The following is a 21,179-nucleotide window of genomic DNA, read 5'->3' as shown; positions in this document are numbered from 1 at the left end:
CTCACCCCTCTGCGGCCGAGGGTGCTTGATCAGGGTGGCAGGATGTGCCGCATGGCCATGACAGCGAAGGTGAAGGACGAGCTCTCGCGCCTCGAGGTGACCAAGCCCTGCTGTCGCAAGGCCGAGGTGTCGACCATGCTGCGCTTCGCCGGCGGGCTGCACATCATCGGGGGGCAGATCGTCGTCGAGGCCGAGCTCGACACCGCGAACGCCGCGCGCCGACTCCGCCGCAACATCGGCGAGGTGTACGGCCACCGGAGCGACGTCCTCGTCCTCGCGGCCGGCGGGCTGCGCCGCGGCTCGCGCTACGTCGTCCGGGTCGTCGAGGAGGGTGCCACCCTCGCGCGCCAGACCGGCCTCATCGACACGCGGGGCCGCCCGGTCCGGGGGCTGCCGCCGAAGGTCGTCAGCGCGGCGACGTGCGACTCGGAGGCGGCCTGGCGGGGCGCCTTCCTCGCGCACGGGTCGCTGACCGAGCCGGGCCGCTCGTCGGCGCTCGAGGTGACCTGTCCCGGCCCCGAGGCCGCCCTCGCCCTCGTCGGGGCGGCGCGTCGCCTCGGCATCCAGGCCAAGGCCCGCGAGGTGCGGGGGGTCGACCGCGTCGTCATCCGCGACGGTGACGCCATCGGCGCCATGCTGACGCGGCTCGGCGCCCACGACGCGGTCCTCGCCTGGGAGGAGCGCCGGATGCGGCGCGAGGTGCGCGCCACGGCCAACCGCCTCGCCAACTTCGACGACGCCAACCTGCGCCGCTCCGCGCGCGCAGCGGTCGCCGCCGGTGCCCGCGTCGAGCGCGCCATGGAGCTGCTCGGCGAGGAGGTCCCCGAGCACCTGCGCGAGGCGGGCCGGCTGCGGCTCGAGCACAAGCAGGCCAGCCTCGAGGAGCTCGGCCAGCTCGCCAAGCCGCCGATGACCAAGGACGCCGTCGCGGGCCGCATCCGACGCCTGCTGGCGATGGCCGACAAGCGGGCCGAGGACCTCGGCGTCCCGGGCACCGAGGCCAACCTGACGCCGGAGATGCTCGAGAGCTGAGCCCGGCGCGGCATCCGCCCGGCAACGCGCGCTGCCCGGGTTGCCTCTCCACGCCCTGAGACTGCCGACTCGGCGCCTCGGGGGAGCGACTAGGGTGGACTGTGACCGAGGTCGCAGCGTCGCGGCCCTCCCGTCGGACGAAGGTCGTCTGACGACGTCCGACACACCCTCACACCGTCTCACCGAAGAGGTGCACAGCAGTGACCGTTCGCGTTGGTATCAACGGCTTTGGCCGCATCGGCCGCAACTTCTTCCGCGCCATCGTGGCGTCCGGGGCCGACATCGAGGTCGTGGCCACGAACGACCTCATGGACAACAAGACCCTGGCCCACCTGCTCAAGTACGACTCGATCCTCGGGCGCTTCCCCGGCGAGGTGTCCTACGACGAGACGTCCATCACCGTCGACGGCAAGGCCATCCGCGTCTTCGAGGAGCGCGACCCGTCCGCGATCGACTGGGCCGGCGTCGGTGCGGACGTCGTCGTAGAGTCCACCGGCTTCTTCACCGACGCGGAGAAGGCCAAGGCGCACGTCGCCGGCGGCGCGAAGAAGGTCGTCATCTCGGCGCCGGCCAAGAACGAGGACATCACCATCGTCATGGGCGTCAACGACGACCTGTACGACGCCGACCAGCACACCGTCATCTCGAACGCCTCGTGCACGACGAACTGCCTCGCGCCGATGGCCAAGGTCCTCCACGAGGAGTTCGGCATCGTCAAGGGCCTCATGACGACGATCCACGCGTACACGCAGGACCAGAACCTGCAGGACGCCCCGCACAAGGACCTCCGTCGCGCCCGCGCGGCCGCGCTCAACATCGTCCCCACGACGACCGGCGCCGCCAAGGCCGTCTCGCTCGTCCTGCCCGAGCTCAAGGGCAAGCTCGACGGCTACGCCCTCCGTGTCCCCGTGCCCACGGGCTCGGCCACCGACCTGACGTTCGAGGCCGGCCGCGAGACCACCGTCGAGGAGGTCAACGCCGCGGTCAAGGCCGCCGCCGAGGGTCCGCTCAAGGGTTACCTCGTCTACACCGAGGACCAGATCGTCTCCAAGGACATCGAGACCGACCCCGCCTCGTGCATCTTCGACGCCGGCCTCACCAAGGTCATCGGCAACCAGGTCAAGGTTGTCGGCTGGTACGACAACGAGTGGGGCTACTCCAACCGCCTCGTCGACCTCGTGAAGCTCGTCGGCGCGTCCCTCTGAGCCACCCGGCCACCGCCCTCGGCTGTCATCGACACGCCCGGGGCGGTGGCCGTCTCCGTGTCCGGCTGACCCCAACCACTGAAGAGGCATACCGCGTGAAGACCACCAGCGACCTCGGGGACGTGCGAGGCAAGCGCGTCCTCGTCCGGTCCGACCTCAACGTGCCGCTCGACGGCTCGACGATCACCGACGACGGCCGCATCCGCGCCTCCGCCCCGACGATCCAGGGCCTTGCCGACGCCGGCGCCCGCGTCATCGTCTGCGCCCACCTCGGCCGGCCCAAGGGCGCGCCCGAGGCCAGGTACTCCCTCGCGCCCGTCGCGAAGCGCCTCGCCGAGGTGCTCGGCCGCGAGGTCGCCTTCGCCGAGGACACCGTCGGCGAGGACGCGAAGGCCAAGGCCGCCGCCCTGCAGGACGGGCAGGTGCTGCTCCTCGAGAACCTCCGCTTCAACGCCGGGGAGACCGCCAAGACCGACGAGGAGCGGGCCGAGTTCGCCGGCGAGCTCGCTTCTCTCGCAGACGCCTTCGTGTCCGACGGCTTCGGCGTCGTCCACCGCAAGCAGGCGTCGGTCTACGACGTCGCCCGGCTCCTCCCGCACGCCACCGGTGGCCTCGTCCAGACCGAGGTCGACGTCCTGCGCCGCCTCACCAAGGACCCCGAGCGGCCGTATGCCGTCGTGCTCGGAGGGGCCAAGGTGTCCGACAAGCTCGGCGTCATCGGCAACCTGCTCGGCACGGCCGACCGTCTCCTCATCGGGGGCGGCATGGTCTTCACCTTCCTCGCCGCCCAGGGCCACGAGGTCGGCAAGAGCCTGCTCGAGACCGACCAGGTCGACACGGTCAAGGGCTACCTCGAGCGGGCCGAGCAGGATGGCGTCGAGATCGTCCTGCCCGTCGACGTCGTCGCCGCCGACGCGTTCAGCGCCGACGCCGACCACGACGTCGTCGCCGTCGACGGGATCCCGGCCGACCGGATGGGCCTGGACATCGGTCCCGAGTCGAGCCGCCTCTTCGCCGAGAAGCTCGCCGACTGCCGGACCGTCTTCTGGAACGGCCCGATGGGCGCGTTCGAGATGGAGCCGTTCGCCGCCGCGACGAAGTCGCTGGCCCAGGCGCTCGTCGACATCACGGCCCGGGGCGCCCTCACGGTCGTCGGTGGTGGTGACTCGGCGGCCGCGGTGCGCCAGCTCGGCTTCGAGGACTCCGACTTCGGCCACATCTCCACCGGTGGTGGCGCCAGCCTCGAGTACCTCGAGGGCAAGGAGCTGCCCGGACTGACCGTTCTCGAGGAGGACGACGCCTGATGGCCAAGGACACCAAGCCCGCGGGTCGCATCCCGCTCATGGCCGGCAACTGGAAGATGAACCTCGACCACCTCCAGGCGACGCACCTCGTGCAGAAGCTGGACTGGACGCTGCGTGACGCCAAGCACGACCACGCTGCGGTCGAGGTGGCCGTGCTGCCGCCCTTCACCGACCTGCGCTCCGTGCAGACCCTCGTCGAGGGCGACAAGCTCGAGCTGCGCTACGGCGCCCAGGACCTCTCTCCGCACGCGTCCGGCGCCTACACCGGCGACATCTCGGGCGCGTTCCTCGCCAAGCTCGGCTGCACCTACGTCGTCGTCGGGCACAGCGAGCGGCGCGAGGGCCACGGTGAGACCGACGCGGTCGTCAACGCCAAGGTCAGGGCGGCCTACGCCCACGGCCTGACGCCGATCCTGTGCTGCGGCGAGGCGCTCGACGTGCGTCGGGAGGGCCGCCAGGTCGAGCACGTCGTCGCGCAGCTGCGCGAGGACCTCGACGGCGTCACCCCCGAGCAGGCCGCCACCATCGTCATCGCCTACGAGCCCATCTGGGCCATCGGGACCGGCGAGGTCGCGACCCCGGACGACGCGCAGGAGGTCTGTGCCGCGATCCGGGCGCTGCTCGCCGAGCTCTACGGGGCCGAGGTCGCCGACGGCGTCCGCGTCCTCTACGGCGGCAGCGTCAAGGCCGCCAACGTCGCCGCCATCATGGCGCAGGACGACGTCGACGGCGCCCTCGTCGGCGGCGCCTCGACCGACCCGGCCGAGTTCGCGTCGATCTGCCGCTACCGCGACCACGTGACCGCCGGCTGACCGCTCGCGTCACCGCACCTCCCGCCCGCCGCGGCCGTTCGGCCGTGGCGGGCCCGGGAGGTATCCTGTCCCGAGCGCCGGGGACCGGCCGCGCGAGCGGACGGCACGAGACCCGAGCGCCGACGACCCCGACGAGATGGAGTGACCCCCGTGGATGCGGTTCGCATCGTGCTCCAGGTCCTGCTGGTCCTGTCCAGCCTGGTCCTGACCCTGTTCATCCTGCTGCACAAGGGCAAGGGTGGTGGCCTGTCGGACATGTTCGGCGGGGGCATGTCGACGTCCCTCGGTGGCTCGTCGGTGGCCGAGCGCAACCTCGACCGCTTCACCGTCGCCGTCGCCGTGGTCTGGGCGACGGCGATCATCGGCCTGGGCCTGCTGGCCCGTTTCGCGAGCTGAGAGGAGCACGCCATGGCCAGTGGTAACGCCATTCGTGGAAGCCGGGTCGGCGCGGGCCCGATGGGTGAGGCCGAGCGCGGCGACGCCGCCCCCCGCGTCTTCATCTCCTACTGGTGCTCCAACGGGCACGAGACCCGGCCGAGCTTCGCCGAGGAGCCCGGCATGGTCGTGCCGGAGACGTGGGACTGCCCCCGCTGCGGCTTCCCCGCGGGCCAGGACAAGGACAACCCGCCCGCCCCGCCGAAGGTCGAGCCGTACAAGACGCACCTCGCGTACGTGAAGGAGCGGCGCAGCGACGCCGACGGCGCAGCGATCCTCGACGAGGCCCTGAGCACGCTCCGGGAGCGCGGCCTCATCCAGTGACCTGACGGTCACCACCGACGCACGACGGAGGGCCCGGGACGACGTCCCGGGCCCTCCGTCGTTCCCGTGGGGTGCCGGCTCAGCCGAGCCCGGAGGCGGCGTCGGCGTCGACGAGCCACAGCGTCGCGTCGGTGCCGCGGACGCCCGCCGCGGGGACGTCCCAGCGGTCGGTGCCGGGGGCGAGCGCGGCAGCCACCGCCTCGGCCTTGTCCGGACCTGCGACGAGGAACCACACCTCGTGGCTTCGCTCGAAGCACTCGAAGGTCAGGCTGACCCGGTCGGGCGGCGGTTTCGGTGACTCGTGGACCGCCACGGCGATCGCGTCCCCGATGCGCTGGGCCGGGTGGTGCGGAAAGAGCGAGGCGACGTGCCCGTCAGGCCCGACGCCGAACAGGACGACGTCCCAGGCCTGCTGGCCGAACTCACGGATCGACGCGGCGTACGCCGCGGCGCTGGCCTCGGCGTTCTCGGACGCGTCCGGCCCGGCGACCCGGTGCACCTTCGATGGGTCGAGGCCGAGGGTGGTCAGGCCCGCCTCGTCGTTCTGGGTGTCGTTGCGGTCGGGGTCACCGGCGGGCAGGTAGCGCTCGTCGCCCCACCAGACCCGCACGCGTGACCAGTCGACGGCCGAGCGGCCGGGGACCTGCGCCAGCGAGGCGATCACCGCCGACCCCATCGACCCACCCGTCAGGGCCACCTGGGCCTCGGGGGAGCGGGCCTGGGCGTCGAGCAGGGCGGTGACCAGGCGAGCGGCGGCGGCATCGGCGAGCGACTGCTTGTCCGGGTGGACGACGACGCGGGGCTCGCTCACGAGGACGCCTTCTTCGCCGTCGCGGGCCCGGTGGTCGCCGTCGCCGCAGCGGTCCGCTTGGCCGTCGACGCGTCGGACTTCTTGCGCGCCCTGGCTGTGGCCTTCTCGCGCGGCGTCCGCTTGCCGGCGAGCTTGCGGGCCGTCGCCTCCTTGACCTGCGCGGTCTCGGCCGTCCCGGGGGCCGGAGGCGCGGTGATCATGGCGCTGGCGTCCTGGGCGGACTCGTCGTGGCCGAGGCGCGCGGCGAGCCGGCGAGCCTCCGCGAGGTCGGGGGCCTTGCCGGCCTTGGCCGCCGCGGCGGCCGACAGCCGGGCCGGTTGCAGGTCGGACAGGCCGCGGCACAGCGCCTCGGCGTAGGCCTCGTCGGGGTCGAGCCGGCGCAGCTCGTCGGCGAGGCACTCGGGCAGCTCGCGCCGGGGCAGGTTGATCCGCCGGTCCGGCTGGCCTGCCTGCGACAGCGTCGCGACGACGTCGCCGGGACGGACGAGGTCGATGGGCCCGCTGCGCCGCTCCAGGCGCACCGAGCTGATGCCCGAGCCCCGAGGCGTCGAGACGCGCCGCACCGGCACCTTGAGGCGGCGGGTGAGCCAGGCCGCGAGCAGGTCGGAGGACGGCGAGTCCGGGGCGCCGCTGACGACGGCCCCGGTGATCGGCTCGTACGGCGGCTGGTCGAGGGCGGCGGCGAGCAGCCCGCGCCACAGCGTGAGTCGGGTCCACGACAGGTCGGTGTCGCCCGGTGCGTACGTCGCCGCCCGCTTCTTGAGCATGAGCCGCGGGTTGTGGTGCAGGGCGGCGTCGGTGATCCGACGCTGTGCCATGGCGCCGATGGGGTCCTTGGCGACGTCGTCGGGCGCCTTGCCCGGCCACCACGCGACGATGGGGGAGTCGGGCAGCAGGAGCGGCACGACGACGCTCGGCCCGTGCCCGGCCAGCGCGCCGTAGAGCCGCAGGACGACGATCTCGCTTGCGCCGGCGTCGCCGCCCAGGCGGATCTGCGCGTCGAGGCGGTTCCTGCCGCGCCGCTCACCGGGGATGACGACGATGATGCGGCAGGGGTGCTGCCGGCTGGCCTGGTTGGCGGCGTCGATGGCCTCCTGGGCGTCGGTGTCCTCGACGACCATGACGAGCGTCAGGACCCGGCCGAGCGCCATGGCGCCGACCTCGTTGCGGAGGCGGACGAGCGTCTTGCTGATGCCCGTGGTCGTCGTGTCGGTCAGGTCCCTGATCACGGCATCCTCCAGTGACGTCCGTCCCGCTTCAGCATCTCGTGGGCCGACGGCGGCCCCCACGTGCCGGCCGGGTACTGCTCCGGCTTGCCGTCCTTGGCCCAGTGCGCCATGAGCGGGTCGAGGATGCGCCAGGACAGCTCGACCTCCTCGTGGCGGGGGAACAACGGCGGGTCGCCGAGGAGGACGTCGAGGATGAGCCGCTCGTACGCCTCGGGAGAGGCCTCGGTGAACGAGGACCCGTAGCCGAAGTCCATCGTCACGTCACGCACCTCCATCTGCGAGCCCGGCACCTTCGAGCCGAACCGCAGCGTCACGCCCTCGTCGGGCTGGACGCGGATGACGATGGCGTTCTGGCCGAGCTCCTCGGTGGCCGTGTGCTCGAACGGCAGGTGCGGCGCCCGCTTGAAGACGACGGCGATCTCGGTGACGCGCTTGCCGAGCCGCTTGCCGGCGCGCAGGTAGAACGGCACGCCGGCCCAGCGTCGGGTGTCGACCTCGAGGGTCACCGCGGCGAAGGTCTCGGTGTGCGAGTCCGGGTCGACGCCGTCCTCGCTGAGGTAGCCGACGACCTCCTCGGCACCCTGCCACCCGGCGGCGTACTGCCCGCGGGCCGCGCCGGTGTCGAGGTTCGCAGGCAGCCGGACGGCCGAGAGCGCCTTCTCCTTCTCGGCGCGAAGGTCCTTGGCGTCGAAGGAGACCGGCTCCTCCATCGCGGTGAGGGCGAGGAGCTGGAGCAGGTGGTTCTGGATGACGTCGCGGGCCGCCCCGATGCCGTCGTAGTAGCCCGCCCGGCCGGCGATGCCGATGTCCTCGGCCATCGTGATCTGCACGTGGTCGACGTAGTTGGCGTTCCACACCGGCTCGAACAGCTGGTTGGCGAAGCGCAGGGCGAGGAGGTTCTGGACGGTCTCCTTGCCGAGGTAGTGGTCGATCCTGAAGACGGCGTCGGGCGGGAAGACGCCCTCGACGATGTCGTTGAGCTGTTGGGCGCTCTTGAGGTCGTGGCCGAACGGCTTCTCGATGATGACGCGTCGCCAGCTGTCGCCCTCGGCCCGGGTCAGGCCGCACCGCTCGAGCTGCTCACACACGGTGGCGAAGAAGGCCGGGGGGATCGACAGGTAGAACGCGTGGTTGCCGCCGGTGCCGCGGTCCCGGTCCAGCTCCTCGACCGTCTTGGCGAGCAGGTCGAAGGCGTCCGGGTCGTCGAAGGTGCCCGGCACGAACCGGAAGCCCTCGGACAGGTTGCGCCAGACGTCTTCGCTGAAGGGCGTCCGGGCGTGCTGCTTGACGGCGTCGTGGACGACCTGGCCGAAGTCCTGCGTGGCCCAGTCGCGCCGGGCGAACCCGATGAGGGAGAAGCCCGGCGGGAGCAGTCCGCGGTTGGCGAGGTCGTAGATCGCCGGCATGAGCTTCTTGCGGGCGAGGTCGCCCGTCACGCCGAAGAGGACGAGGCCGCAGGGACCCGCGATGCGGGGCAGCCGCTTGTCCTCGGCCGTGCGGAGCGGGTTGTGCCCGTGGGCGACTCGCGCCGGCGTCATGCATGCCCTCCCGCGGTCGACCCCTGCCCGAACGCGTCGCGCACCTGGGCCAGACCGGCGTCGTGGTCGGTCAGGTGCAGCCGCAGGACCGGGCGGTCGTGGTCGGCCAGGACCGCGGCGTCGCCGCCGGCCTGCGAGGCGATGAAGTCGCCGAAGGTGAAGTCCCGGCCGGGGATCGGCAGGTCCTGCGTGGGCGCCGTCGTGACCTGCACGTAGACGCCGACGGCGGGGCCGCCCTTGTGGAACTGGCCGGTGGAGTGGAGGAACCGCGGGCCCCAGCCGAAGGTGGTCGGCCGCTCGGTGCGGCGTGCGAGCGCGGCGCGGGTGTCCGCCAGGTGCGCGTCGGCGAGCCGGTCGAGGTAGGCCATGACCGCGACGTAGCCGCGCTCGGGGTCGAGCTGCGCGAAGAGCGCGTCGAGCGCAGCGGGCACGGTCGACGCGTCGCCGAGCCACGCACCGTCACCCCCACCGACCGCGCGGATCTCGACGGCGCCGTCGGTCGCGGCGGGGGCGTCGGCCGACGCGGTGCCCTGGTCGAGGAGTGCGCGGGCGGCCTTCTTGGCGCTCTCGACGTCGGGCTGGTCGAAGGGGTTGATGCCGAGGAGGCGGCCCGCGACGGCGGTGGCGACCTCCCAGAGCAGCAGCTGCGCGCCGAGCGACCCGCCGACGCGGACCTCCGAACCGCCTTCTGCGACAGTCGAGTCCGGCGTACCGTCGTCGTCGCCGCCGACGAGTCGGGCGACCGTGACGTCCGCGGCGGGCCAGCGCACCTCCGGGTCGTCGGCACTGCCCACGACGACGGGTAGCACGCCGGTGCCGTCCTTGCCGGTGGACTCGGCGATGAGCTGCTCGGCCCAGTCGGCGAACCCGACGATGCCCGAGCCGTCGTCGACGAGGACCAGCTTGTCGCGCAGCGGCGTCGTGCCACCCATCGCGGCACCGAGGCGCAGCCCGGGGTTGGCGTCGTCGTCGGCCGACAGGACGTCGGCGACGGACTCCGCCTCGTCGAGGAGCGCCTCGACGTCGACACCCGCGAGGCCGCTCGGCACGAGGCCGAAGGCGGTCAGGGCCGAGTAGCGGCCCCCGACGTTCGGGTCGGCGTTGACGACGCGGTAGCCCTTCTCGCGGGCCTCACCGTCGAGCGGGCTGCCCGGGTCGGTGACGACGACGATGCGCTCGGCCGGGTCGATGCCGGCGTCGGTGAACGCCTGCTCGTAGGCGCGGCGCTGCGAGTCGGTCTCGACCGTGGAGCCGGACTTGCTCGAGACGACGACGACGGTGTGCTCGAGGTCGTCGGCGAGGGCACGGCGCACGTAGTCGGGGTCGGACGAGTCGAGGACGACGAGGTCCTTGCCGGCCGTGGCGCAGATGACCTCGGGCGCGAGCGAGCTGCCACCCATGCCGCAGAGCACGACGTGGGTCAGGCCCTCGCCGGCCAGCTCGTCGCGCAGCGCGGCGATCTGGCCGACGAGCGGACGCGAGGACCGGGCCAGCCCGGTCCAGGACAGACGGATGCCCGCCTCGGCCTCGGCGGCCTCGCCCCAGAGCGTCCGGTCCTGCTCGAAGAGCCGGCTCGCGACGCGGTCGGACACCAGGGTGTCGACGTGCGCCGCGATCGCCTCGGCCGCCGCGCCGGACGCGGTGACGCAGATCGAGCTCATGCCCGGACCTTGTCCATCTCGGCTCGCACGCCGTCGAGCAGGTCGCCCCACGCCTTCTCGAACTTGTCGACGCCCTCCTGCTCGAGGAGGTCGGTCACCTCGGTGTACGAGATGCCGATGCCGTCGAGGTCGTCGAGGACCTTCGAGGACTCCTCGTAGGCGCCGGTCACCGTGTCGCCCCGGATCTCGCCGTGGTCGGCGGTGGCCTCGAGGGTGGCGCTCGGCATCGTGTTGACGACGCCCGGTGCGACGAGCTCGGTGACGTACATGGTGTCGGGGTAGGCCTTGTCCTTGACGCCCGTGGAGGCCCAGAGCGGACGCTGCGGGTTGGCGCCCTCGTCGGCCAGGCTGGTCCAGCGCGGGGTCGAGAAGACCTCCTCGTAGGCCTGGTAGGCGAGGCGCGCGTTGGCGATGCCGCCCTTGCCGCGCAGCGCCTTCGCCTCGTCGGTCCCCATGGCGTCGAGACGCTTGTCGATCTCGGTGTCGACGCGGGAGACGAAGAACGAGGCGACCGAACGGATCGTCGACAGGTCGTGGCCGTTGGCGTGCGCCCTCTCGAGGCCCTCGAGGTAGGCGTTCATGACGCCCCGGTACCGCTCGAGGGAGAAGATGAGCGTCACGTTGACGCTGATGCCCTCGGCCGTGACCGCGGTGATGGCCGGCAGGCCCGCCTTGGTCGCCGGGATCTTGATGAGGACGTTCGGACGGTCGACGGCGGCCGCCAGCTGCTTGGCCTGCTCGACCGTCTTGTCGGTATCGTGCGCCAGACGGGGGTCGACCTCGATGGAGACCCGCCCGTCGACGCCCTTGCTGCTCTCGTAGAGGGGCAGGAAGAGGTCGGCGGCGTTGCGGACGTCCTCGGTCGTCAGCTCGAAGACGACGTCCTCGACGTCCTTGCCGGCCGCGGTCAGCGCGGCGAGGTCCTCGTTGTAGCGGTCGCCCTTGGACAGCGCCGACTGGAAGATCGACGGGTTCGACGTGACGCCGACGACGTTGCGCTCCTCGATGAGCTCGGAGATCTTGCCGGTCTCGATGAGCTCACGGGAGAGGTCGTCGAGCCAGATCGAGACTCCGGCGTCCGTGAGGGCCTGGGTGTTCGGGTTGCTCATGGTGTCTGTCCCCTTCTGGTTGGGTCGTCGGGTCAGTTGGCCTCGGCGGACGCGGCGTGTGCGCCGGAGGCCACGTCGGTGCCCATGACGTCGGTGGCGGCGCTCTGCTCGGCGCGTCGCGGGTTCGTCTCGGTGACGCGCGGGGCGGTCCGGCCGGAGCCGGCCGACCCGGCGGCCGCCTTGAGCGAGTCCTTGGCGGCCTTGACGACGGCGTCGGCGGTGATGCCGAACTCGCGGAACAGCGTCTGGTAGTCCGCCGAGGCCCCGAAGTGCTCGATGCTGACGATCCGGCCGGCGTCACCGACGAGGTCGTGCCAGCCCATCGACACCCCCGCCTCGACGCTGACGCGGGCGCGGACCGCGGGGGGCAGCACCTTGTCCTGGTAGGAACGGCTCTGCTTCTCGAACCATTCCCGGCACGGCATCGACACGACGCGCGTGGAGACCTTGCCCTTCTCGAGCTTCTCGGCGGCCTCGACCGCCAGCTGCACCTCGGAACCGGTGGCGATGAGGATGACGTCGGGCTCACCGGCGCGGGACTCCTCGACGAGGACGTAGGCGCCCTTGGCGACGCCGCTGACCTTGCCGTACCTCGAGCGGTCCCACGTCGGGACGGCCTGGCGGGTCAGGCACAGCGCGGCGGGGCCCTCCGCGCGGGTGAGGATCTGGGCCCAGGCGGCCGCGGTCTCGTTGGCGTCGGCCGGACGGACGACGTCGAGGCCGGGGATCGCTCGCAGGGCGGCCAGGTGCTCGATGGGCTGGTGCGTCGGGCCGTCCTCGCCCAGCCCGATGGAGTCGTGCGTCCACACGTAGGTGACCGGCGCCTGCTGGATCGCGGCGAGGCGCACGGCCGGGCGCATGTAGTCGGAGAAGACGAGGAAGGTGCCGCCGTACGGCCGGGTCAGACCCTCGAGGGCGATCCCGTTGAGGATCATGCCCATCCCGTTCTCGCGGATGCCGAAGTGCAGGGTGCGCCCGTACGGGCCGCCCTTCCACTCGCGGGTCTGCTTGCCGGTGGGGACGAACGAGGGCTGGCCCTCCATCGTCGTGTTGTTCGACTCGGCGAGGTCGGCCGAGCCGCCCCACAGCTCGGGCATGACGTCGGCGAGGGCGCCGAGGACCTTGCCGGACGCCGCCCGGGTCGCGATGCCCTTGGCGTCGGCCGGGAACGTCGGGAGGGCGCGCCTGAGGTCCTTCGGCGGCTCCTTGGCCAGGACGCGGTCGAGCAGCTCGGCGCGATCCGGGTTGGCCTTGCGCCACGCGCGGAACGAGGCGTCCCACTCGCGGTGGGCCGCCTTGCCGCGCTTGACGACGTCGCGGGCGTGCTTGAGGACGGCCGGCTCGACGACGAAGCTCTTCTTCGGGTCGAAGCCGAGCAGCTCCTTCGTCGCCCCGACCTCGGCGTCGCCGAGGGCCGAGCCGTGCGACTTGCCGGTGTTCTGCTTCGTCGGCGCCGGCCAGGCGATGATCGTGTGCAGGACGACGAGTGTCGGCTTGTCGCGCACCGAGTCACCGCTGCGGATCGCGGCGAGGAGCGCGTCGACGTCCTCCACGTAGGTGGCGCCGTCGGCGTCCTTGCGCCAGTCGACCTCGACGACGTGCCAGCCGTAGGCCTCGAAGCGCTTGGCGACGTCCTCGCTGAACGCGATGTCGGTGTCGTCCTCGATGGAGATCTGGTTGGCGTCGTAGACGACCGTGAGGTTGCCGAGCTCCTGGTGGCCGGCGAGCGCGCAGGCCTCGTGGGTCACGCCCTCCTGCATGTCGCCGTCGGAGGCGATGACGTAGACGTGGTGGTCGAACGGGCTCGTGCCCGGCTTGGCGTCGGGGTCGAACAGGCCGCGCTGGCGGCGCTGGGCCATCGCCATGCCGACGGCCGACGCGAGTCCCGAGCCGAGCGGGCCGGTCGTGATCTCGACGCCCTTGGTGTGGTGGACCTCGGGGTGGCCCGGCGTCTGCGAGCCCCACGTCCGGAGCGCCTTGAGGTCGTCGAGGGACAGCCCGTAGCCGGACAGGTAGAGCTGGATGTACTGCGTCAGGCTCGAGTGGCCGCAGGAGAGGACGAACCGGTCGCGTCCGAGCCAGCTCGGGTCGGACGGGTCGTGGGTCATGACGTTCTGGTAGAGCAGGTAGGCCAGCGGGGCGAGCGACATCGCCGTGCCGGGGTGCCCGTTGCCGACCTTCTGCACGGCGTCGGCGGCGAGCAGGCGGGTCGTGTCGACGGCGCGGATGTCGAGGTCGGTCCAGCCGGCCTTCTTCGCCACCGGACGAGGCAGGCCCGGGTCTCGTTGTGCCAGCAGGTCCTTCGGGCTCTTCGTCGACCTCGAACGGGTTGGGCTCTTCGCCTTCGTGGCGGTGCTGGACACGGACCGGTCTCCTTCGGACGAGGTGGATCGCGTAACGCCACGAGCCTAGTCCCGCCGTTGTGAGCCACGACACCACGCCCGCTGGGTGGTCACGCGTCGGGCCGCGGGTCTCGTGGACGGTCCGCCCAGGTCGCCGTGGGGGCCTGGGTTGGGCGGCGGACTCGACGGCGGACTCGACGGCGGGCTCGACGGCGACGGTGCGGTGTCTGGTCGAACGGACGACGGTCTAGACTTGCGACGCAATGCTCTGTACCTCGTGGTGCGTACCCGGTGGTCCGAGCGACGAACCAGCGGTGAGGATCTCAGTGACAACGGTGGACCCCCGCGCCGACCTCTCGGCGCTGCACGGTCCGGACGGCAGTGGGCTGAAGTTCCTCGTCGGGCAGTACGTCTCCCTGATGAAGCCGCGGATCATCGAGCTGCTGCTCATCACGACGATCCCCGTCATGTTCCTCGCGCAGCAGGGCGTGCCGAACCTCTGGCTCGTCGTGGCGACCGTCGTCGGCGGCACGCTCTCGGCCGGTGCGGCCAACACGCTCAACTGCTACATCGACCGCGACATCGACGCCGTCATGCACCGCACGAGCCGGCGCCCCCTCGTCACGGGCACGGTCTCACCGACGGGTGCGCTCGTCTTCGGGGTCACCCTGACCGTCGTGTCGACGCTGTGGCTGGGCCTGCTCGTCAACTGGCTGAGCGCCGGACTCGCCCTCGCGGCGTTGCTCTTCTACGTCTTCGGCTACACGCTCCTGCTCAAGCGGCGCACGGCGCAGAACATCGTGTGGGGTGGGGCCGCGGGCTGCATGCCGGTTCTCATCGGGTGGTCGGCCGTGACCGGCACCGTCAGCTGGTCGGCCTTCATCCTCTTCCTCGTCATCTTCTTCTGGACGCCGCCGCACTACTGGCCGCTGTCGATGCGCTACAAGGAGGACTACTCCGCGGCGCACGTGCCGATGCTGCCGGTCGTCGAGCGGTTCGTCGTCGTCGCCAAGCAGGTCGTCCTCTACTCGTGGGCCATGGTCCTCGCCTCGCTCGCGCTGGTCCCCGTCCAGCGCGTCGGCTGGGTCTACACCGTCGCGGCCCTCGTGTCCGGCGTGCTGTTCCTCACCGAGGCGCACCGCCTGCTGGCCCGGGCACGGGCCGGCGTGGCGCACGACGTGCTCAAGCCGATGCGTCTGTTCCACTTCTCCATCACGTACCTGACGCTGCTGTTCGTCGGCGTCGCGCTCGACCCCATCTGGCACCTGCCGCTGCCCGGGCTGGGCTGAGCCGGCTGAGTCGGGCGGGCAGGAGCCGGCCGCAGCCATCCGTCGGCCCCCTCACGTGCCCGACGCCACGACCGGCCGGCCGTCCTCGAGATAGAGCGTCGGCGCATCGCTCCCGCGCCGGCCCGAGGGGAGCAGGGCCTCGAGCAGGCGCCGGTTGTACGGCGCGACCCGGGCGGCCCACTCGTGCGGCTCGCTCCAGTGCACGGCGGCGACCTCCCGACGCTGCAGCCGCGCCGGGTCGAGGAGGCTCGGGTCGAGGGTGCCCAGACCGAAGACGAAGACGGTGGCGTCCGCCCAGCCGTGCAGCGCCGGCAGCCAGTTCACCGCGAGCAGGGACCGCACCGTGACGTCGAGCGCGAGCTCCTCGCGCAGCTCGCGCACGACGCAGGCCGCCGGCGACTCGTGCCGGTCGACGACGCCGCCGGGCAGGTCCCAGTCGCGCTTGTAGACCAGCTCGAGCAGCAGCAGCCGGCCGTCGGGGGAGCGGAGCACGCCCTGCGCGATGGCGCGCTTGGTCGGCAGGGTCGAGTCGAGCATCGCGGTGAACCCGTCGCGCGTGTCGGGGGCCGGGTCGCCGCGGCGGCGGCCGAGCACGACGGTGTCGGTGCGGGTGCCGCCGAGGGTGGTGTTGCCCCGCAGCAGCCCCTCGCGCAGCAGCCCGGCCCGGAGGGCGGTGCGCAGCGAGGCGCGGTTGGCCGGGTCGACGTGGGCCTCGACGCGCTCGAGGTCGAGCTCGTCGAAGGCCCACTCGACGAGCAGCCGCACGGCGCGCCAGCCCAGCCCGCGGCCGCGTGAGGACGGGTAGATGGCCCACGACAGGACGCCGACGCCGGGCTGCGAGCGACGGACGTCGACCGAGCCCGCCGGCCGGCCGTGCCACTCGACGAGGAAGGTCGCCTTGGCCCGGTCGTCGGCCCACTCGTCGTGGGTGCGCCCGATCCAGGCGAGGTGCTCGTCGGCGGGCGGCACGACGTCGGGAACGTCGAACCAGTGGGCGATCTCGGCGTCGTGCAGCTCGCGCGTGACCTCGCTGTCCTCGGCACGCCAGGGGCGCAGCACGAGGTCGCCGTCACGGAGTGTCGGCTGCTCGCTCACGCGCCCAGCCTAGGCAGCGCGGACGGGTTCGTTCAGACGGGGGAGCGACGCGTCGACAGCACGCCCCACGTGAGGGCGGTGGTCAGCAGCGCCGCGCCGACCATGTGGAGCAGGACGAGCACCTCGGGCAGACCGGTGAAGTACTGGGTGTAGCCGATGAGGCCCTGGACGACGGTCACGACGAGCACGAGGTCGAAGCAGCGGCGGGCCCGGTCGGTCGTGGCCGTGATGCGGACCGCCACCAGCGTCGCGACGACGAGGCCGCAGAAGAGCATGACGGCGTCGGCGTGCATCCACGACACGAAGCGCGGGTCGAACCCGGTGCGCGCCGGCCGGTCGGCATCGCCGGAGTGCGGCCCCGAGCCGGTGACGACGGTGCCGAGGACGAGCACCACGGTGCCGACGGCGGCCGTGAGGTGGGCGACGCGCCGCGCGAGGGGATGGACGACGAGCTCGCCCGGGCCGTCCTGCTCGTAGAGCGCACCGCGCACCAGAGCCGTCGACAGCGCGACGAGCGCCATGGACAGGAGGAAGTGCCCCATGACCAACCACGGGTTGAGGCCCGTCAGGACGGTGATGCCGCCGAGGACCGCCTGGGTCGGGATGCCCGCGAGGACACCCACCGCCACCACCTGCAGCCGTCGACGGGCCGGCCAGTGCGTCGCGACGACCCACACCGACACGAGGGCGAGGACGGCGACGACGAACGTCAGCGTGCGGTTGCCGAACTCGACGAGGTCGTGGAACGAGCTCGCCGGCGTGCGGACCGGGGTGAAGGACCCCGGCTGGCACTCGGGCCAGGTCGAGCAGCCCAGGCCGCTGCCGGTGAGGCGCACGATGCCGCCCGTGGCCACGATGCCGATCTCGGCGACGAGGTTGGCGACGAGCAGCGGCCGGACCCACCGCCCGGGCACCGCGGGGAGCCGGAGCGGCCTCAGCATCCGGGACAGCCCCGTCGGGGCGTCCGTCGATGGAGCGGGGGCGGACACGTGCGTCGACACGACACGAGGGTACGGGCAGCGCCGCCTGGTGGAGGAACCGGCCTCAGCCGAGCCCGCTCCAGACCACCTGCGACCCGGCGTGCCCGGCGAGGACGATCGTCGTCGTCGCCGCTGCGGCCGCGAGGACCGTGACGACACCGAGGACGGCGTCGAGCGGGTGCGTCCGCGGTGCGTCCTCCTCGGGTGGCCGGACGAACCGGACGAGGGCGAGCGTCAGAACCATGAAGGCGAGGCAGAGCAGCTTGGCGCGGTCCCCCCACTCCACGTGCTCGGCGAGCAGGCCCGCGTCGGTCGTGGCCGCCCGGACCTGCGAGACGCGCCGGAGCAGCTGCTCGCCGCTCTCGGCCGCCACGAACGCGGAGACGCCGGTCAGGAGCGCGCCGACGACCGTGGGCCAGCGCAGGACGCGGCGCCAGCCGGGGCGGACGGCGTAGCCGACGGCCGCGAGCGCGGACAACGGTCCCAGCACCACGACGGCATGGACGACGAGGATGTGCATCGGCAGCCCGAAGACGAAGTCGAACACGGTCACCTCTCCCTGGGCCGACGCCGGCGCCCAGTGCTCTCGAGTGTCCCCGGCACTCCCCGCGCGGTCGCGGAGCGCCGGGTCGGTCAGTCGTCGAACCGGAAGAAGCGCGCCGCGAGCACGGTCGCGACGACGCCCCACGCGAGGACGACGAGGAGGGCGCCGAGGTTCAGCGACCCGTGCACGAGGGCGCTCCGCAGCCCGTCGGCCAGTCCGGCGGACGGCAGCACCCCGGCGACGTGCGACAGCCCGGCGGGCAGCTCGCTGCGCGGGACGACGACCCCGCCGAGGCCGAGGAGGAGCACCCACACGAGGTTGGCGAGGGCGAGCACGGCCTCGGCGCGCAGCGTGCCCGCGAGCAGCATGGCGAGCGCGACGAACGCCCACGTGCCGGCGACGACGAACAGCAGCGCCCACACGACGCCGACGGGCTCCGGTCGCCACCCGAGGGCGAGGCCGAGCGCCGCGACGACGAGCAGCTGCACGACCTCGACGGCCAGGGTCGCGAGGGCCTTGGCGACGACGAGGCCGCCGCGCCCGAGAGGCGTCACCCCGAGGTAGCGCAGCACCGCGTAGCGCCGGTCGAAACCCGTGGCGATCGCCTGGGCCGTGAAGGCGGCCGACACGACGCACAGGGCCAGGACGCCGGGGGCGGCGAGGTCGATGCGGCGCCCGGCGCCCAGGGAGGGTGTGCTCGTCACGGCGAGACCGACGAGCGCCATCGCCGGCAGGACGAGGGAGACGAGGAGCTGCTCGCCGTTGCGCAGCAGGTTGCCGACCTCGAAGGAGGCCTGGGCGAGGACCCGCTGCCGGGCCGGGGCGGCACCGCGCCGGCTCCCGGTCGCCGGACCGGCCGGGGAGGGCGTGGGCGTCGGCGCGGCGGTCATGCGGCCCCCCTCCGGGTCAGGCTGAAGTAGACGTCCTCGAGGGCTCGGCCACCCGTCACCTCGTCGAGCGTGCCCTCGCCGACCGTGCGCCCGGCGTTCATGATGACGAGGTGGTCGGCGAGGCGCTGGGCCTCCTCGAAGGAGTGCGTCGTGACGACGACCGTGACGCCGGCGTCGCGCTGCGCGGCGACGAGGTCCCAGACGTCGAGGCGTCCGTGCGGGTCGAGGCCGGCCGCCGGTTCGTCGAGGAAGAGCACGTCGGGCCGGGGGAGGAGCGCGGCAGCGAGGGAGAGCCGCTGCTTCTGGCCGCCGGACAGCCGCCGGACCGTCGTGCGGGCGAAGTCGGTGATGCCGAGCTGCCGGGCCAGGGCGTCGACGTCGGCCGGCTCGGCATACAGCCGGGCCAGGTGGTGCAGCAGGCGCATCGGTCGGGTGCCGTTGGGCAGACCTCCGGCCTGGAGCATGACGCCCACGCGGGAGCGATGGTCCGGCGAGGCGTCCCACGGGTCGGTGCCGAGCACCCGCACCGAGCCGGCGTCGGGGCGCCCGAGGCCGACGGCGCACTCGATGGCGGTCGTCTTGCCGGCTCCGTTCGGGCCGAGCACCGCGGTGACACGGCCCGCCGGTGCGCTCCACGAGAGGCCGTCGAGGGCCGTGACGTCGCCGAACGAGCGGTGCAGGTCGGTCAGTGTCACCGCGGCGGTCATGGCTGATGAGTCTAGGCTCGGTGGCGGGAGGCCCCGTCACCGCACCGGCCAGCGCAGGACGCCCCGAGGCGGTACCGTCCCGGCCGAGCCCTCGCCCCCTCGCCCCCTCCACGCCACCGAGAACCGAGAAGCCGGAGTGACCACCCCGTGAAGATCGACCCCGCCGCCCGACCGTTCACCGCCATGGCCGCGGTACCGACCGTCGTCGCGGCGCTCGCCCGCCGGCCGCGGACGACGCTCGCCCTCGGCCTGCTCACCGCGGGCGTCACCCTCTTCTTCCGCGACCCCGACCGGACGCCCGACCGGACCCCGGTCGGCGACCCCGACGTCGTGCTCGCGCCGGCCGACGGCATCGTCATGCACGTCGGCGAGCCGCAGCCGGGCCTCGCCCCGGCCGGGCAGTGGCAGCAGGTCAGCATCTTCCTGTCCCTGCTCGACGTGCACATGAACCGCTCGCCGTACGGCGGCCGGGTCGTCGACGTCACGCACACGCCGGGCCGCTTCCTCGCCGCCTACCGGGCCGAGAGCGCCACGAAGAACGAGCGCAGCGAGATCGTCGTCGAGCGCGAGGTCGGCGGCACCGTCCGACGCGTCGTCTACCGCCAGCTCGTGGGCCAGCTCGCCCGCCGCATCGTCACCCGCGTCGCACCCGGGGACGAGGTACCGACCGGCGCGCGCATGGGCCTGATGAAGTTCGGCTCGCGCATGGACGTCTTCGTCCCGCCGGAGGTCGTGCTCGAGGTCACCAAGGGCAAGCGGGCCGTCGGCGGCGAGACGGTTCTCGGCCGCTTCCCCGCGACGGACGCGTCGTGACCGGCGACCCAGCAGCAGGGTCGCGACCACGACGGCGCGACCGCGTCACCCGCGGCATCCGTCTCGTCTCGTCCACCGGGGCGCGCGTCGTCCCGTGGAGCCGGCTCAACCCGCGGGTGCGCGCCCGCGCCGTGCTGCCCAGCCTGTTCACGCTCGGCAACATGCTCTGCGGCTTCTCCTCCGTGCTGCTGTCCTTCCAGGGGGAGTTCCGCGCGGCGGCCGTGCTCGTCGGCATCTCGATCGTCCTCGACATCTGCGACGGCGCCGTGGCCCGCGCCGTCGGGGCCATCACCCCCTTCGGGCTGCAGTTCGACTCGCTCGCGGACCTCATCTCCTTCGGCATCGCGCCCGCGGTCCTCGTGTACACGTGGGCCCTGCCCGCGCACCCGGTCTGGGCCTGGGCCGGCGCCATGTTCTGGCTGGCCTGCGCGGCCTACCGCCTCGCCCGCTTCAACGTCACCATCGACCCGCTCGCCGACAAGCGGTACTTCGTGGGCCTCGCGAGCCCGGGCGCCGCCGGTGTCGTCATCGCCACGGTCATGGCCATCGGCGAACCGCTCTACGACTGGGCACCGCTGCTGCCGGTCGCCGCGGGCGTCGTGCCCGCCGCCCTCATGGCCTCCTCGTTCCGGTTCCGGTCCTTCCGTGACCTGCTCTCGCCGCGGCACCTGCGGATCTCGGTCCCGCTCGGCGTGCTGCTCGTGCTCGGGCTCGTGTTCTTCCCCGGGGCCACCGGAATGGTCGTCGCCTACGGCTACGTCCTCACCTGCCCGCTGGGCTGGGTCACCGCCCCGCTGCGACGCCGGTGGTTCGGGCCCGACGCCGTGGCCCCGCCCCGCACGAGGCTGCCGTCGGTGATCATGCCGCCGGAGCCCACGCCGGAGGAGGAGGACGCGGGCGACGGCTTCGACGCGTACGACCGGCCGTACGGTGACGACGGCTACGGGGACGACGACGAGGAGGACGCCGCCGAGCGGCGCGAGCGCGACGAGGAGGAGTGAACCTCGCATACCGGTCGACGTCGCCGGTTAGGCGGACCTAACTGGCACTTCCACGAGC

Annotated in this window: 20 protein-coding genes; 9 read left to right on the top strand and 11 right to left on the bottom strand. The window is 72.8% G+C overall.

Features of this window, described 5'->3' with window-relative positions; translation table 11 throughout:
• The first annotated feature begins 51 nt into the window (after positions 1-51).
• The 6 genes from whiA to AC1VM9_RS18370 all read left to right on the top strand — a co-directional run bounded on the left by whiA (position 52) and on the right by AC1VM9_RS18370 (position 5,112).
• Entirely contained in the window at positions 52-1,032 is a 981-nt protein-coding gene (whiA, locus tag AC1VM9_RS18395; RefSeq protein WP_481343453.1) for a DNA-binding protein WhiA, read from the top strand.
• A 200-nt stretch (positions 1,033-1,232) separates the two neighbouring features.
• Entirely contained in the window at positions 1,233-2,237 is a 1,005-nt protein-coding gene (gene gap, locus AC1VM9_RS18390; protein ID WP_481344928.1) for a type I glyceraldehyde-3-phosphate dehydrogenase, read from the top strand.
• A gap of 95 nt (positions 2,238-2,332) precedes the next feature.
• Complete coding sequence (locus AC1VM9_RS18385) at positions 2,333-3,541, top strand: phosphoglycerate kinase (protein ID WP_483123644.1); 1,209 nt, start codon at positions 2,333-2,335, stop codon at positions 3,539-3,541.
• On the top strand, positions 3,541-4,353 hold the full coding sequence (gene tpiA / locus AC1VM9_RS18380; protein ID WP_483123643.1) for a triose-phosphate isomerase: 813 nt from the start codon (positions 3,541-3,543) through the stop codon (positions 4,351-4,353). Before AC1VM9_RS18385 ends, tpiA begins: the two co-directional genes overlap by 1 nt.
• A gap of 150 nt (positions 4,354-4,503) precedes the next feature.
• Positions 4,504-4,749: a preprotein translocase subunit SecG gene (gene secG, locus AC1VM9_RS18375; RefSeq protein ID WP_481343781.1), complete on the top strand. Its 246-nt coding sequence runs from the start codon at positions 4,504-4,506 to the stop codon at positions 4,747-4,749.
• A 12-nt stretch (positions 4,750-4,761) separates the two neighbouring features.
• Positions 4,762-5,112, top strand: coding sequence for an RNA polymerase-binding protein RbpA (locus tag AC1VM9_RS18370; protein WP_481343778.1), 351 nt, complete (start codon positions 4,762-4,764; stop codon positions 5,110-5,112).
• Between the two features lie 79 nt (positions 5,113-5,191).
• On the opposite strand, the gene pgl is transcribed toward AC1VM9_RS18370, so the two are convergent.
• From pgl to tkt, 6 genes are read right to left on the bottom strand one after another with little or no spacing between them, the layout of a single operon-like run.
• Complete coding sequence (pgl, locus tag AC1VM9_RS18365; RefSeq protein ID WP_483123642.1) at positions 5,192-5,923, bottom strand: 6-phosphogluconolactonase; 732 nt, start codon at positions 5,921-5,923, stop codon at positions 5,192-5,194.
• Positions 5,920-7,152, bottom strand: coding sequence for a glucose-6-phosphate dehydrogenase assembly protein OpcA (opcA, locus tag AC1VM9_RS18360; RefSeq protein WP_481343776.1), 1,233 nt, complete (start codon positions 7,150-7,152; stop codon positions 5,920-5,922). The genes pgl and opcA overlap by 4 nt, the downstream gene beginning before the upstream one ends.
• Positions 7,149-8,690: a glucose-6-phosphate dehydrogenase gene (zwf, locus tag AC1VM9_RS18355; RefSeq protein ID WP_481344924.1), complete on the bottom strand. Its 1,542-nt coding sequence runs from the start codon at positions 8,688-8,690 to the stop codon at positions 7,149-7,151. Before zwf ends, opcA begins: the two co-directional genes overlap by 4 nt.
• Positions 8,687-10,351, bottom strand: coding sequence for a glucose-6-phosphate isomerase (locus AC1VM9_RS18350; protein ID WP_483123640.1), 1,665 nt, complete (start codon positions 10,349-10,351; stop codon positions 8,687-8,689). Before AC1VM9_RS18350 ends, zwf begins: the two co-directional genes overlap by 4 nt.
• Positions 10,348-11,460: a transaldolase gene (tal, locus tag AC1VM9_RS18345; protein WP_483123639.1), complete on the bottom strand. Its 1,113-nt coding sequence runs from the start codon at positions 11,458-11,460 to the stop codon at positions 10,348-10,350. Before tal ends, AC1VM9_RS18350 begins: the two co-directional genes overlap by 4 nt.
• A 32-nt stretch (positions 11,461-11,492) precedes the next feature.
• Positions 11,493-13,823 (bottom strand): transketolase, encoded by a 2,331-nt coding sequence (gene tkt, locus AC1VM9_RS18340; RefSeq protein ID WP_481344922.1) that lies wholly within the window; start codon positions 13,821-13,823, stop codon positions 11,493-11,495.
• A gap of 293 nt (positions 13,824-14,116) precedes the next feature.
• On the opposite strand from tkt, the gene AC1VM9_RS18335 reads away from it, so the two are divergent.
• Positions 14,117-15,091, top strand: coding sequence for a heme o synthase (locus AC1VM9_RS18335; protein ID WP_481340739.1), 975 nt, complete (start codon positions 14,117-14,119; stop codon positions 15,089-15,091).
• 51 nt (positions 15,092-15,142) lie between these two features.
• Here the strand turns inward: AC1VM9_RS18335 and AC1VM9_RS18330 are convergent, their stop codons facing one another.
• From AC1VM9_RS18330 to AC1VM9_RS18310, 5 genes are all read right to left on the bottom strand, one after another.
• On the bottom strand, positions 15,143-16,186 hold the full coding sequence (locus AC1VM9_RS18330) for an NUDIX hydrolase (RefSeq protein ID WP_483123637.1): 1,044 nt from the start codon (positions 16,184-16,186) through the stop codon (positions 15,143-15,145).
• A 32-nt stretch (positions 16,187-16,218) separates the two neighbouring features.
• A complete protein-coding gene (locus AC1VM9_RS18325) occupies positions 16,219-17,187 on the bottom strand; it encodes a COX15/CtaA family protein (RefSeq protein WP_483123636.1) in 969 nt (322 codons plus the stop codon).
• A 43-nt stretch (positions 17,188-17,230) separates the two neighbouring features.
• Positions 17,231-17,713, bottom strand: coding sequence for a DUF2231 domain-containing protein (locus tag AC1VM9_RS18320; protein ID WP_481340736.1), 483 nt, complete (start codon positions 17,711-17,713; stop codon positions 17,231-17,233).
• 86 nt (positions 17,714-17,799) lie between these two features.
• On the bottom strand, positions 17,800-18,600 hold the full coding sequence (locus AC1VM9_RS18315; RefSeq protein ID WP_483123635.1) for an ABC transporter permease: 801 nt from the start codon (positions 18,598-18,600) through the stop codon (positions 17,800-17,802).
• The gene (locus AC1VM9_RS18310; RefSeq protein ID WP_481340734.1) at positions 18,597-19,307 is read right to left on the bottom strand and encodes an ABC transporter ATP-binding protein; all 711 of its coding nucleotides are present in this window, start codon (positions 19,305-19,307) and stop codon (positions 18,597-18,599) included. Before AC1VM9_RS18310 ends, AC1VM9_RS18315 begins: the two co-directional genes overlap by 4 nt.
• Before the next feature lie 147 nt (positions 19,308-19,454).
• On the opposite strand from AC1VM9_RS18310, the gene AC1VM9_RS18305 reads away from it, so the two are divergent.
• The gene (locus tag AC1VM9_RS18305; protein ID WP_481340733.1) at positions 19,455-20,120 is read left to right on the top strand and encodes a phosphatidylserine decarboxylase; all 666 of its coding nucleotides are present in this window, start codon (positions 19,455-19,457) and stop codon (positions 20,118-20,120) included.
• Positions 20,117-21,121 carry a CDP-alcohol phosphatidyltransferase family protein gene (locus AC1VM9_RS18300; RefSeq protein ID WP_481340732.1) on the top strand — a complete coding sequence of 335 codons (1,005 nt, stop codon included), beginning with the start codon at positions 20,117-20,119 and terminating at the stop codon, positions 21,119-21,121. Before AC1VM9_RS18305 ends, AC1VM9_RS18300 begins: the two co-directional genes overlap by 4 nt.
• Positions 21,122-21,179: the final 58 nt, after the last annotated feature.

The sequence above is a fragment of the Monashia sp. HAY1-11D genome, from assembly GCF_056868035.1.
Note: the sequence above shows the minus strand (reverse complement) of the source record. Positions and strands in the feature narration are given on the sequence as shown.

What these genes read in the sequence shown, in the direction of transcription:
- whiA (WP_481343453.1), top strand. Translation starts at nt 52, where the DNA reads ATGGCCATGACAGCGAAGGTGAAGGACGAGCTCTCGCGCCTCGAGGTG.
- tpiA (WP_483123643.1), top strand. Translation starts at nt 3,541, where the DNA reads ATGGCCAAGGACACCAAGCCCGCGGGTCGCATCCCGCTCATGGCCGGC.
- AC1VM9_RS18370 (WP_481343778.1), top strand. Translation starts at nt 4,762, where the DNA reads ATGGCCAGTGGTAACGCCATTCGTGGAAGCCGGGTCGGCGCGGGCCCG.
- zwf (WP_481344924.1), bottom strand. Translation starts at nt 8,690, where the DNA reads ATGACGCCGGCGCGAGTCGCCCACGGGCACAACCCGCTCCGCACGGCC.
- AC1VM9_RS18350 (WP_483123640.1), bottom strand. Translation starts at nt 10,351, where the DNA reads ATGAGCTCGATCTGCGTCACCGCGTCCGGCGCGGCGGCCGAGGCGATC.
- tal (WP_483123639.1), bottom strand. Translation starts at nt 11,460, where the DNA reads ATGAGCAACCCGAACACCCAGGCCCTCACGGACGCCGGAGTCTCGATC.
- AC1VM9_RS18315 (WP_483123635.1), bottom strand. Translation starts at nt 18,600, where the DNA reads ATGACCGCCGCGCCGACGCCCACGCCCTCCCCGGCCGGTCCGGCGACC.
- AC1VM9_RS18310 (WP_481340734.1), bottom strand. Translation starts at nt 19,307, where the DNA reads ATGACCGCCGCGGTGACACTGACCGACCTGCACCGCTCGTTCGGCGAC.